The following is a 13,171-nucleotide window of genomic DNA, read 5'->3' on the forward strand; positions in this document are numbered from 1 at the left end:
ACACCGAGGGACGCGCTATCCCTCACCCGCCGTGACGTCATCCACCATGGCAATCAACTCCTGCTGGGAATGAACGCCCAGCTTGCCGTAGACGTTGCGCGTATGGGTGCGCACCGTGTTCCAGGAGATGCTGAGCTTGCTTGCCGTGGTGGACGAGTTGTAGCCCATGGCCAGACAGCGCAGCACGTCGGTCTCCCGGGGCGAGAGCTGGTAGTCTGCGGCCAAAGCCTCGATCGCCAGACCGAAGCGTCCCTTGCGCACCGGCTCGTCCTCGCGGGCCGGCCCCTCGCTCTCGGCGGCAAGATCCCTCATCAGCAGCTCGTCAAGCGAAGGGGCGCCCTCCTCCCCCGGCGCGAAGAGCCGGTCGAACTCGCGCTCCGAGAAGATGAGGAAAGCGCAAGCGAGCACGATGAGCGCCATAATCATATAAGCGAAGGCCTCGCCGACGGCGCCGAACAGCGTCCCCAGAAGTTGCGCGCCGAAGAGCCAGCCGATGCCGTTGCCGAGCTGGTAGGCGCCGTAGCCGTAGCCGAACACGATGACCGCGGAGGTACGCCGCTGGAATACGATAAAGGCGAGAATGCACCACAGGAACAGCTCGAACACGACGCTGGACAGCGACACCACCTGGGCGAGCACGGTATGCAGCACCGTCACCAAAGGCAGGCAGGCGACAAGCGCCACGGAGGCCACCATCACCACCGAGTACAGCTTCCCGAAGTTGAGTCGATCCCCCTCGGTGCCCACGGCCACCACCGCCAAAACCAACGCCAGAAGCATGCGCGCGAGCATGACGAGACGCGACCCGGACAGCGTCGTCTCGATGGAGGACACCGCCACCGTGGACGCGTACACCGAGGACACGATGCAGGAGAACACGAAGACGACGGCCAGAAGCTTCCAAAACGATTTCGGCAGCGACCGGCGCGAATGGTCGCGCGCGAGCGTGGGTGTCGGCTGCTCGATATAGCGGGAGAACGACGCCAAGATGCCGGCCGCCAAGGGCAGCAGCACGAACGCGGCCATGCCCGCCAAGCTGGGACCGCCAGGGACCGGCGCCCAGGCGGGAGACCCCAGCACAATGAAGAAAGAAGCTCCCACAACGAACTGGGAGTAGGCCACGTACAGGACGACCTGGCGCGGCGGCAGCGCACCGTAGAGCTGCCCGCAACGCAGGGCGATCGTCCCGAGCCCCACGCCGAAAAATATGCCGCCGACGAAGAAAAGCGAACGAATGACGGAATAGGGCAGCATCGGCGTCAAATAATAGGGCCCGATAAGTATGACGATGAGGGCACCGAGCGAGGAGACCGCCCCCGCCCAAAGGCACGCCGTCGGGCGCTCGAGCCACGAGCGCACCCGGGGCACCGCAAACGTGGACAGGAGCATGAGGCCGCCGGCCGACAGGCTCGTGGTCACCGTCAGCACCGAAAGGTTTCCGCCGTTGGTCTCGCTATCAGACAGCCACGCCGTTCCCGAGCTGGCTATATATACCGAAGCCAGCAGGGCCCCCAAGGCCATGTACGGCAATGCCGGCCAAGCTCGCACGAGCTTCGCCATGAAATTTTTCGTCTCGGCCATCACTGCCCTCCCTAGCGCAAGGAGCGCCCAGCAACAGCCGAGCGCTCCTCGATGTGATCCGATTGGCCTACGATACCATTTCCGGTTCGTCGGAGATGGCGGGAGTCGGGTCGTTGGCCGCGGACACGGCATCCTCGGCGCGCCGGTCGACCAACGCCCGGCCCATGCGGCAGAGGGCATAGCCGACGAACACCACCGAGTACACGGCCACCGAGGCCTGGGCGGCGAGGCCGCCGTGCAGGGCCGAGGGCAAAAGCATCAGCAGCAGGTGCACGTACACCAGCCCGAAGAACGGGTAGGCCAGCTTCTGCACCTTCTTCCACGAGGCCGTGGACATCTGCCGCTTCACGAAGGCGAAGGAGGTCACGCCGAGCACGACGAGCAGCACGAGCAGCACGACCGCCAAAACGAAGGCGCCTATGACGTTGCCCCCGATCTCGCCGCCGCCGAGAAGGCGCGGCACATAGCTCTCCAGGTACACGGCCATGTGCCCGAGCGAGAGGAACCACGCCACGATGGACAGCTCGCTGCGCACGGGCTTCAGCCAGTGATAGGCGCGGCCGCCCCGGTTCAGGCATCCGATGAACATGACGACCACGAACAGGGCCAGCGACAGCTCGCACTTCTGGATGAGGACGAACAGCGGACTCCAAATGGCGCGCGGCAGGCCGAAGAACACGCCGTACACGTAGACGACGTCGATGACGATGGCGGCAGCGTAGAACGCGACCGGAAGCGCCTTCAAGGGGTTGCGCAGGGCGAAGCAGCCGACGACGGTGACTGCAAGGATGATCGCGAAGTCCATGTTACCTCTCCTCTCGCGCCTCGAGGCGCTGCTCGAGCTCGACGGCGATAGCATCCAGAAGCTCGGCATCCTCGAGGAAGAAGCCCTTGGAAATCTTCAAGACACCCCGATAGAAGCGCGTCTCCAAAAGCAGAAGCGCCAGATCCTGGAACGTGTCGAACCACGAGAGGATGTGGTCGGCGAGAAACGCGCGGGAGACGCGCACCTGGCGCAGGGCCTCCGCGTCGTCGCCAGCCTCAAGAGCGGCAATGATGCGATCCGAGAGCACCACGAGGAACTCGCACATGAACGACAGGTGATCGTGGGGGAAATCGTAGCCCTCGGCCTTGGCCACGTGGTTGGCCTTGTACAGCTGGAAGACCTCGTGGTAGGCGTCCTGGAACATGAGCCCCTCTTCGCTCGTGTGCACGCTCTCGTAGGGCACCGCGTAGCGGCCCTTCCACGAGGAGGTTCCGGCGAAGGCGGAAGTGAAGTCCACGGCCAGCGCCTGGCGCGTGCCGGAGTTTCGCTTGCGCAAATAGCGCGTGATATCGTTCACCCCGTCGGCGAACAGCTCGTTCACATCGGCATATTCCGACCAGTCCATCTCGGCGATATTATCGATCTGCTCAGCCGTCAACGGCCGGAAGTAGATGGCCGCCAAAAGGTCGTAGAACGCCGCGCGACCCTTGAGGGCCGCGATCATGTCCTCCGTCACCACAGCCTCATCTGCCGCGGCGACGCTCATCTCATCTACCATGTATCCCCTCTCCTCTCAGACTCGCCCGTCCTCGTTGGGCACAAACCGCGTAGCGCCAGAGCGCTCCGCAGGACAGGAACTGCGACCTCGAAAAAGCGGCGCACCGGCGCACCAAGGCAGCAGCCCCCGTCCTGCGGATTCAAATTGCGAACCCGCAAGAGCGCCCGACCGCCAAAAGGGAGGGAGCGACGGTCGGGGCAACCGAAAACCGAGGAGCGCACCTACGGGCTGGTGCAAACGCACCCCTCACGCAAAATGGCTACTTCTTCTCATAGCGGGTGACCTCGACGGGCTCCTCCTGCCACTTGGCAGTCTTCTCCGAGAGGATGTAGACCGTCGTGGGATGCAGGTCGGCCGGATCGAACAGGTAGTGCGCGTTCTCGCCGGCGGCCGCCACGACCTTCGCGGCCTCGGAGTTCGGATCGTCCAAGTCTCCGAAGGTGCGAGCGCCGCAGCAGCAGTTATGCACGCAGGCCGGCACCCAGTTCTCGTCGTTTTTGCGCTGGAAGCACAACGTGCACTTCTCGATGGTGTTGGTCTTCGGGTTCAGCTGGCGCACGCCGTAGGGGCAGCCCGTCAGACAGCTCTCGCAGCCGATGCAGTCCTCGGCGTTCACGAGCACGATGCCAGTCTCCTCGTCGCGGTAGGAGGCGCCGGTGGGGCACACCTCGATGCAGCCGGGGTTCTCGCACTGCTGACACTGCATGGGCAGCCAGTACATCTCGATATCGGGGAAGGTACCCACAGGGCCCACGGCCGACACGTGGTTGCGCACCACGCCCAGGTTCATCTGGTTCTCCATCTTGCAGGCGGCCACGCAGGAGTCGCAGCCCGAGCAACGGTCCAGGTCGATGACAAGCGTATTTTTCATTAGAACACATCCTTCGTCTGGGCTTCAGCGAGCATTTCCTGAGTGGGCATGAAGGGCTCGAACTCCTCGGCCTCCACCCAAATGTTGGCAGGACGCTCGGACTTCTCGATCTTCACCGTGAAGCCGCGGTTGGTATAGGAACCGTACACCTCGTTGAAGGGGGCGTCGTTCTTGGTGAGCACGTTGACGTTGCACTCGCGCCAGCCGCCGGTGGGGTTGGCCTGGGAGGCGTCGTAGCACTCGGGGTTCCAGAAGCGCTCCATCCACACGGTCTTGGGATTCACGCCCTCGGTCAGATAGGCGCGGGCATGCACCTCGCCGCGGCGGCTGGTGACCTTGACCCAGTCCATGTGCTCGATGCCCAGCTCCTTGGCCGAGGCCGGGTTGATGCGGATCTCGGCGCAGGGGAACAGCTCGCGGCTGAAGGGAGCATGGCGCATGGTGCCGTGGTGGAAGTAGGGCACGCGGCCGCTCGTGAGCACGAACGGGTACTCGGGATCGTAGCCCGGCATACCCTCGTAGGGAGACTCGACCGGCTCGATGGGCACGCAGATGGGGCTGTAGTCCTCGCAGGCCTCCTGGGGCTCCGGATAGCAGTACGGGTACCCGTTGCGAGCCATGCGGATGAGCATCTGGCAGTAGGTCTCCACCTTGCGGGACTCGGTGGCGAAGCCGGAGGGCAGCCCGTCGTCGGCGATCTGCTCGTGCTGGTTGTAGTTCCAGTAATCGGGGGTCACGAACGGCACGTACTCGTCGGTGTTCGCCTGCAGGGTCTCCCAGTCGGGAGCGCCGAGCGTGTCGGCAACGCCCTGCTTGACCTCGGCCTCGGTGGCGCTGCCCAGATAAGCCGTGCCATCGCCCAGCTCCAGGCCGTTCGGGATGTGGCCGCCCCACATCTCGCGGCACTTGGCCACCACCTGGGCCGCCGGGATGGAGTGCGACACGGTCTCGCCGATGTGCACGCACTCGTTCTGCAGCCACTGGGTGTCAAGCTGGGTCATGTTCACCATGGGCTCTTCCAGCCACTCGCGCAGCGGGAAGACCAGATCGCACGCCTCGATGTGGAAGGAGGTGAGCATCGGGTACTGGCCGATGATGTAGTCCACCTCGGGGAACACGTCGTACCAGGACTTCGCGTTGCCGAGCATGGCCAGCTTGTTGCCGGACATGTCGAACCACACGCGCGGCTTGAAGGGCTCGCCAGTGGCGATGGCGTTGCGCACCGTGGGAATGTGGGAGTGGCACCAGGCGTAGAGGCCCTTGTGGTCCTTCATGCCCAGACGATCCTGCAGAAGCTTGTTCAGGATGCGCTGGGAGTCGGGCATGGCCTCGCCGAGTTGCTTGATGCGCGCCTCGTTCTCAGCATCGGACATGCCGATGACCGCGCCGACGCCGTACATGTCGGAGAACATGCCGCCGAAGCCGTTGTTGTAGGTGACCGGGCGCACCAGCTTGGTCTCGCCGGTGTCGGTCATGGTGGCGAAGTAGCCGCCGCCCTTCTGGGTCATGGTGACGCCGGGCTTGTTGATGCGGCCCATGATGGAGTCGAGGCCCATGCAGCCGAGCGGCACCTGGGAGGCGGACTCGGTCATGTCCGACGCCACGCCGTTGGCGATGCCGCCGTTGTTCTCGACGTAGAGCTTGATGGCCTCCTCGATCTTGTCGGCCTGAAGCCAGCACTCCTCGGCCGTCTTCTCGAGCGTCCAGGGGTCGGCCTCCTCCTTGTAGATCTGACCGGCGGTCTTGTACTGCTTGCCGTTGAACTCACCGGCCCAGAAGATCTCGGGATCCACGGCCGAATCGGCGGGAGCGGAGTACTCGAAGGGCGCTACGGCGTTCGTCTTCAGATCGAAGCACACGTAGGCCGGGGTGTTCTCGGGCGTCGTCTGCTGGAAGTCCGGGAACAGCTCCTGGGCGCGCACCGGCAGCTTCGTGTCGGGGTCGATGAGGAACGGCAGGTTCGTCCAGTACTTCGTGAACTCCTCGTCGTAGAGCTTGTTCTCGAAGATGTAGCGGAACCAGGACAGGAGCAGCTTCGTGTCGGTGCCGGGACGCACGGGCAGCCACACGTCGGCCTTCACGGCGTCGGGCGAGAAGTTCGGATCGACGACCACGGTCTTCACGCCGGCGGCGCGAAGCTCCGCCATGCCGCGGCCGGACTCGGCGGTCTCGGACACGGAGGGCTGGGCGCCCCAGATGACCACGATCTCGGTCTTGTTGTCGTTCACCTTGAAGATTTCCTGCACGGCGTTGTCCGCGATGGACTGGTCGTCACCGCCGTAGAAGAGCTTCGAGAGGGCCCAACGGGGCAGGTAGCACTGGGCGCAGCCGGGCTCGAACACCGTCGGCGAGCCGAACGCCATGGGCAGCGTCATGGCCTCCATGAACGAGTAGGATCCGCCGCCGCCCACGCTGGCGAAGAAGGCGTAGTTGCCGTACTGGTCGATGGCGTCCTTGATATGGGTCGCGGCCTCGGTGATGGCCTCGTCCCAGGAGATGACCTCCCACTTGTTCTCTCCGCGCTCGCCGGCACGACGCAGCGGATGCAGGATGCGGCGGGGGCTGTACATGGTGTGCAGCTGGTTCAGGCCCTTGATGCAGAGGCTGCCGCGGGACACCGGAGCCTCCGGATCGCCCTCGAGCCGTACGACCACGCCGTCCTTCAGGTAGGCGATGGCCGGGCACATCTGAATGCAGCCATGGCAGCTCGTGCGCATCTTCGTCAGGCCCTCGGTGCTCGAGACGCCCACCTCGCCAGTACCGGCGAGCTCCTCTTCCGGCGCAGCTTCCTGCATGCAGCCGGCCATGGAGGCGCCCACCGCAGCGGCCGCGCCCGCGAGAGCGGACACTTTGACGAAGCTGCGACGTGTCAAATTCGTTTTTGACATATTGTCTTCCTCTCCTCTTGCTTACACGTGATTACGCTTGTCCGTTCACCTTCAGATCTTCCAGAAACTCCCTTCCCTCCTCGGTCAACGTCCAACCTTCTTTCCAAACCAGAGCGCCAGCGCGCTCGAGCTTGTCCACAAACACCGACGGCTGCATGGTCTCGACGCGACCGTCGATCACCGTCTGAAGAGCGGGCCTGCCCAAGAGCAGCTCCTCGATCTGCCCGTAGGAGCGCGGTGCCGCCTCGACGAATTCCAAAAGTTCGATGTAGGTATCGGTGCGCTCGGGCACAAGATGGAGCAGATCCACGAGGCGCGCGGACGGCTTGTTGTAATCGACGAACCAGTCGCCCACATCCGTGCTCTTGAACGAGATCTCGACCACGAGATCGTCGACCTCGTCTTCGGAGAGCCCCTCCTTCTGCTCGGGCAAAACGCGGTTGCCTTCCTCGTCGCGCTCGATCATGTCGAGGCCGTAGGAGCGAACGAGGGACATCAGCATATAGAACTGGTTCTGGGTGGCGCGCTCGAACTGGGGGAGCGCCGCGATGAAGTCCTCCGCCTCGCGAAGCGGGCGCTCCTCGGCGCAGAAGGCGAGGGTCTTGTACAGGATCTCGCGGTTCAGGGGATGACGCATCACCGTGCGGTTCAGCTCCGCGAGCTTCTCCTCGAAAGTGAGTTCGGCGGCGTCGGACAAATCGTCGGCAACAAGCGCGGCAACATCCATCGCCGCCTCGGCGGCTGCCTCGTCGTGCTCCTGGGAATCGTCTCGCGGCATTTCGCGGGTTTCAAAATCAGCCATGCATGCTTCGCATCGCAGCGGATGCGACCCTCCCCTCTTACCTATTTGGTTCTCCTCCTTGCCGCTTCGCCTCCTCGCACCAACTATGTCTCGGAGGCCTTCGAAGCGGTTCCACGGGTCGGAACTATAGGGGATGGAAGCCGAAAACGACTACCCGCAGACTGCCTGAAATTGAGAAAATGGGCGCAAAAATCTCACGCAGGCTGGGTGAGTGACCCGTTTTACCTGCGCTTTTGCTCGCACTTTTTGATGAATAGAGTTATCGACTCACCAGATACACCTTGTCCGGAGGGATGCGCACCCACAGCTTCTCCCCCACCTCCGGCAACGCAACGCCTTCGCGCATGCTCACGCGCCAGAACATGTGCTGGTGCAGATAGCTCATCTCGTTCGCCTCGAAGGCGACGGCGGCGCCATCCGCGTCGTCGCGATCGAGAAAGCCCAGAAGCGCCATACGCTCGAAGCAGGCATCGCTCACGCGGTCGACGCGGACGCGATAGCAGTTCTCGCCGGGGCCCTCCGCCCGCTCGACATAGAAGGCGCGAAGGCCCAGGCACTTCACGTCTCGCGGCACTTCCTGGGCCGTATGCACGTCAATGCCCCACGGGGGGACGTGAACCGCGTGCGGCCCAGCGTACACGGCCGCCGGCGCGTTCTTGCAGCCCGACAGCTTCAGCCCCGCCACCGACTGGGGGTTGTTCATCAGCTCGCGCCCGGCATCCATCTCCACGATGCGGCCGGCATCCACCACGGCGATTCGGTCGCAGAACCGCAGTGACTCGTCGATGTCGTGGCTGACGTACAGAATCGTTCCCTCGAAGGCGTCGAATAGGCTCACAAGGTTCTGCTCCAACACGCCCTTCAAATGGGAGTCCAGAGCGCTGAAGGGCTCGTCCAACATGAGGATGCCCGGGCGCGCCGCCAGCATGCGGGCCAGGGCCACGCGCTGCTGCTGGCCGCCGGAGAGCTGGGCCGGATAGCGCTGCCCGAAACCGCGCAGGCCGAAGCGCTCCAGCTCCTCGGAAATGATGCGCTCCCGTTCCGCCTTCGGCACCTCGCGCCCGATGCCCGCGCCGATGTTGTCCGCCACCGTCAGGTTGGGAAACAGCATGTAGTTCTGGAATAGAAGGGCCGTTTTACGTTGCTGCGGCGTTAGGTTGATCTTCTGCTCGGAATCGAAGAACACCTTGCCGTTCACGACGATCCGGCCCTCATCCGGCGTCTCGATGCCCGCAATGCAGCGCAGCGTGAGGCTCTTGCCGCAGCCCGAGGCCCCCAGAAAGCCCAGGGTCTCGTCTCCGGCCGCAAAAGCCACGTCCAGAGTGTAGTCGCCGAAGCTCTTCTTGATGCGCACGTCCAGGCTCATCTAGGCCACCCCCTCTCCCAGAACGTCGGCACTTCCGGTGCCATCCTCCCGAAGGCCCTTCGCGCTCCTCCTTCGACCGCCGCCCCGCGTGCCGTTTCTCCGCGGCTTGGGCGAGCGCCCCTCGTGGCTGCTCTTCTGGCGATAGCGCGTGGTATGCCGGCTCCATAGGTTGATGAACAGAATGACGAGGAAGCTGAACACCAAAAGCACGATCGTCCAGAACCAGGTGGCCTCGGTGTTGCCGTTCATCCACTCGAAGTAGATGGCGATGGGGATGGTGCGGGTGCTGCCCAGTTGGTTGCCCGCCAGAAAAAGCGTGCACCCGAACTCGCCCAAGGCCCGGGCGAAGGCGAGCACCGTGCCCGAGGCGATGGACGACCAGGCCAAGGGTAGCATGAGGCGCATGAAGATGCGCCCGTTGGACCAGCCCAGGGTGCGGGCCGCGTCGAGCATGTTCGGATCCAAGCTCTCGAAGGCGCCTCGGGCGCTGCGGTACATGAGCGGGAAGGCCACCACCACCGCAGCGATGACCGTGGCCTGCCAGCTGAATACGAGCGGGAATCCGATCTCCTGGAAGAAGCGCCCAAAGGCTGTGTTGCGCCCGAGCGCCGACAGCAGAAGGAAGCCGCAGACCGTCGGCGGCAGCACCATGGGAATGGTGAAGACGGTATCGAAGATATCCTGGGCGCGCTTCGAGATGCGCAGCGTGAAATATGCGGCGGCCAGCCCCAGGAAGAACACGAACACAATGGCCACGCCGCAGGTCTTGAGCGTCACCCATAAAGGCGAGTAGTCCATGGTGGCGAGAAACTCTCCCAACTGCTCAAGCGGACCGCCCTTCTGGGCGATGACGGCGCCCTCCGCCGGCACAAGGCGCCCACTGTCCATCTGCGCCGGACGCACCTCGCTCTTCACGTCGAAAGCATCGTCGGGGCCCTCGACGGTCACGTAGAAGCGGTCTTCCGAGATCTCGCGCCCGAAGGTGAAGGTTGCGTCGCCCACAGCGAGCGATGCTCCCTCAGCGCCTTCCGCATCAGCAATGAGCACTTTCCATTCCTCTTGGCTCGCCAGCGGGTTCACCCCCGTGGAGAAGTTCTCATCCAGGGCCGCCAAGTAGGTCTTTATTTCCTGAACCTGAGAGCCGCCCTCGTCCTCGATGCCGAACTCGTCGGCCACCGTCCGCGGAATGAAGAGCACGGCGTAGTCGGCTGTGTTGACGACGGCCACGCGGTCGGTGCCTGAAAGCCGGTAGGTGTAGCCGTAGCTGAGTCCGTCGATGTCGCGCGAGGAGCCCGTACGCGAGCATTCGAAGCCTTCCACAGCGAAGTCGCAGCCCTCCATGCGGGCCGCATCGCCGTCAGCGGAGATGTCTATCTCGGCATCTTGGACAGCCTGCTCCGCATCGGCAGCCCAAGCCGAAGAGGGCGCCACGATCCCACTGCAGATCCACAGCACCGCACCGGCGAGGATCGCAGCTGCGACCGCCCTGAGCACCGAAGCCGCGAGCCCCGTCGCAGATCGCCTTGCACCGGCCGCTTTCGCTGTTTCCATAGCCACCACTCTCATTGCCGTCCTACACACCAGGCGGGCGAGGCCTTGCGCCCCGCCCGCCCGACGAGATGCTCTTGCGTACCAAGATGCGCTTTGCAGCTCGTAGTTATTCTACCGCGAATGCCTTAGTTCTGGGCGAGCTCGAAGCCCCACTTCTCCCAAATCTGGTTGGCGTCCTCGTCGGTCATGCACCACTCGAGGAAGGCCTGGGCCGCCTCGGCGTTCTTGCTTTCGGTGCACACCGCGCCCGGATAGGTAATGGCCTTGTGGGTGTCGTTGGGCACCACCGAGCAGATGGCGACACCGCCCATGCGGTACACATCGGAGGTGTAGACCATGGCGATATCGACCTCGCCGGACTCGGCGTACTTGCACACGTCGCCCACTTTGCCGCCGAGGGTCACCTTCGGCTGCAGAGTCGCGGAAAACTCGCCGCCCTTGCCCGTGGCATCGGCACCGGTGGCCCCGTCGGGCTCGATGTAGCCGCCGACCGTCGTCAGGGACTGGCAGGCATAGTTGCCAGCCGGCACATTCTCATCGCCTACGGCCAGCGTGTACTTGCCGGCGGCGATGTCCTCGAGGGAGATGTCCCGACCGGCCAGGTCACCACCCTCCTTGGTGACGATGACCAGGTCGTTGTTGAACATGGTCTGGCGGGTGTCCTCCTTGACATACCCGTTCTCCGCGGCATCGTCCATCGTGCCCTTGGAGGCTGTGATGAGGATGTCAGCGTACTGCCCGGCGCCGAGCATCTCGTTCAAGGTACCGGAGGCCTCGTACTGCGTATCAGCGAAGGTGACGTTGGGATTCTGCTGAGTGTAGAGTTCCTCGGCCTCGGCCATGGCCTTGGTCAGGGAATTGGCGGCGAAAATCTGCAGCTCCACGGCCTCGCCCTCAGGCTCGGCCGCCTCGGGGGTCTGGGTTTCCGTCTGGGGGGCAGCCGGCTCATCGCCCTTCTGCTCTGTGGTATCGCCACCAGAGCAGCCGAACAAGCCCAGAGCGGCTACAAGGGCCACCGAGACGGCACCAAGTTTCCAACTTTTACGCATCGAGGCAATCCTCTCTAATAGGTTATACTTCCACGCGAATAAATCGCTTGGAATATATTATCCTTGTTCTCATATATTCGCAAGCCCTATTATTCTCATTCGTGTATATGGTTTGGAATCCTTCGATATACCGCTCAGAGGCGAACCCGTAGGAGCTGACCTTGGTCAGTCCTCCCCGCCACCGCATCCTCCATAGCAACTGGCCTTGGCCAGCCCTCGCGAGAAAGACGCCCTCGCATGACAAAAACAGGGGCGACCAAGGTCGCCCCCTACGGGAATTCCCCCATGCCTCTTCTGTGGCTTCTCTACAAACTCGCTCCTACAGCTTGAAGCCCAGTGAGTCCAGCACGTACTTGGGCACCATGAAGCGGATCGTCTTCTCCGGATCCACCATCTGGCACACCTGCACATCGCCGACAAGCGACAGCAGCATGACAACCTTGTCGGGATCCTCGGCCGTACGGTCGCAGATGAGATCCAGCATCTCGTGCACAGCCCGATCTGCCGCCGCATCCAATGTCTCGGCCGAGGCGATGACCCCGAAATGCGTCGCATTCTCGATCAGCGGATCGACAAGCTTCAGCTCGGGCATCGCCGTCAGCGTAACCGTAGCCCACCCAGCTGCCTCGGCGCCAGAGACGCTGATCTCGCCATCGCCCATAACGGCATGCATATCCCCGCATCCAAAAAGCGCCCCATCGGCGAAGACGGGGAAGTAAAGGGTAGCCCCTGCCGTGATAGCCGTGTTGTCCATATTGCCGCCATGGCTGCCCGGCGTGCCGCAATTGATCGGATCGCCCTCGGGAGCCACGCCGATAACGCCGATCATCGGCCGCAACGGAATGCGCAGGCGCTCGTCCCAAACAAGCTCATCGCCGTCGATTTCACACACCTGAGTGCTCCAAGCATTGAAACGATCGCCGCAAACGCCCTCGTTTTCGCCCGTGCAGGAAACCGACTTGTTGTCGAACTCGATGGCACCGACGCTCACCTTGAGCGCGCCGCCCGGAACCGCCCCCTCCACGAAGATGGGGCCCGTAGCCGGATTGGTATGATCCCAGTCGATTCCATCGAGCTCGTCTTCGGGCTTTTGAATCTGGTTGCCGAAGCAGTCCTTCGTGCGAACGCGCACCGTCGTCCCGGAGGGTACGACCATGGCAGGCTCCAGCGTTTTATCGAAAGCGTAAAAAACCTTCTCGTCATCTAGCTCGACCATACACTCCTCCTAAAATAAAAAAGACACCCTTCCAGGTGTCCAAATTATAATATAAAAAGCGCCCCCTGCGAGCGGAACGACCTGTCCTCCCGCGGCCTGGCGCCGCAGTACTTTCGGCGAGGTGGGGCTTAACTGCCGAGTTCGGAATGGGATCGGGTGATCCCCCACTCCATGGTTCCGCTCGCGGGAGGCGCTCCCGCGGCAACGATGTGCTGCCCGCCGGGGGCCCGGGGATCCCCCGCGCCACCCTGGCGGTTGCATGCGCGCGACACGTCCATCTCTCGATCTCGATCGTAGTCTTGG

At 63.4% G+C, this 13,171-nt stretch carries 10 protein-coding genes and 1 rRNA gene; all 11 read right to left on the minus strand.

The features are described from left to right. Positions 1–15: 15 nt before the first annotated feature. The 11 genes from AEQU_RS07080 to rrf all read right to left on the minus strand — a co-directional run bounded on the left by AEQU_RS07080 (position 16) and on the right by rrf (position 13,051). On the minus strand, positions 16–1,581 hold the full coding sequence (locus AEQU_RS07080; protein WP_041714597.1) for a helix-turn-helix transcriptional regulator: 1,566 nt from the start codon (positions 1,579–1,581) through the stop codon (positions 16–18). 67 nt (positions 1,582–1,648) lie between these two features. Beyond that, the gene (locus AEQU_RS07085) at positions 1,649–2,386 is read right to left on the minus strand and encodes a ferric reductase-like transmembrane domain-containing protein (RefSeq protein WP_022740252.1); all 738 of its coding nucleotides are present in this window, start codon (positions 2,384–2,386) and stop codon (positions 1,649–1,651) included. A gap of 1 nt (position 2,387) precedes the next feature. Continuing rightward, positions 2,388–3,125, minus strand: coding sequence for a TorD/DmsD family molecular chaperone (locus tag AEQU_RS07090; RefSeq protein ID WP_022740253.1), 738 nt, complete (start codon positions 3,123–3,125; stop codon positions 2,388–2,390). Between the two features lie 259 nt (positions 3,126–3,384). Further along, positions 3,385–3,996 carry a 4Fe-4S dicluster domain-containing protein gene (locus AEQU_RS07095; protein WP_022740254.1) on the minus strand — a complete coding sequence of 204 codons (612 nt, stop codon included), beginning with the start codon at positions 3,994–3,996 and terminating at the stop codon, positions 3,385–3,387. Then, positions 3,996–6,884, minus strand: a complete 2,889-nt coding sequence (locus AEQU_RS07100) for a molybdopterin-containing oxidoreductase family protein (RefSeq protein ID WP_022740255.1) — start codon at positions 6,882–6,884, stop codon at positions 3,996–3,998. Before AEQU_RS07100 ends, AEQU_RS07095 begins: the two co-directional genes overlap by 1 nt. Positions 6,885–6,915: 31 nt before the next feature. Beyond that, positions 6,916–7,686: a hypothetical protein gene (locus tag AEQU_RS07105; protein ID WP_022740256.1), complete on the minus strand. Its 771-nt coding sequence runs from the start codon at positions 7,684–7,686 to the stop codon at positions 6,916–6,918. Positions 7,687–7,945: 259 nt separating this feature from the next. Then, the gene (locus AEQU_RS07110) at positions 7,946–9,052 is read right to left on the minus strand and encodes a sulfate/molybdate ABC transporter ATP-binding protein (RefSeq protein WP_022740257.1); all 1,107 of its coding nucleotides are present in this window, start codon (positions 9,050–9,052) and stop codon (positions 7,946–7,948) included. Beyond that, positions 9,053–10,603, minus strand: coding sequence for a molybdate ABC transporter permease subunit (modB, locus tag AEQU_RS07115; protein WP_084280895.1), 1,551 nt, complete (start codon positions 10,601–10,603; stop codon positions 9,053–9,055). A 125-nt stretch (positions 10,604–10,728) separates the two neighbouring features. Continuing rightward, positions 10,729–11,652 (minus strand): molybdate ABC transporter substrate-binding protein, encoded by a 924-nt coding sequence (modA, locus tag AEQU_RS07120; protein WP_022740259.1) that lies wholly within the window; start codon positions 11,650–11,652, stop codon positions 10,729–10,731. A gap of 319 nt (positions 11,653–11,971) precedes the next feature. Beyond that, entirely contained in the window at positions 11,972–12,868 is an 897-nt protein-coding gene (locus AEQU_RS07125; protein ID WP_022740260.1) for an acetamidase/formamidase family protein, read from the minus strand. Positions 12,869–12,936: 68 nt separating this feature from the next. Next, positions 12,937–13,051, minus strand: a 5S ribosomal RNA gene (gene rrf / locus AEQU_RS07130). Positions 13,052–13,171 lie beyond the last annotated feature (120 nt).

It is taken from the genome of Adlercreutzia equolifaciens DSM 19450, from assembly GCF_000478885.1.
Taxonomy (GTDB): domain Bacteria; phylum Actinomycetota; class Coriobacteriia; order Coriobacteriales; family Eggerthellaceae; genus Adlercreutzia; species Adlercreutzia equolifaciens.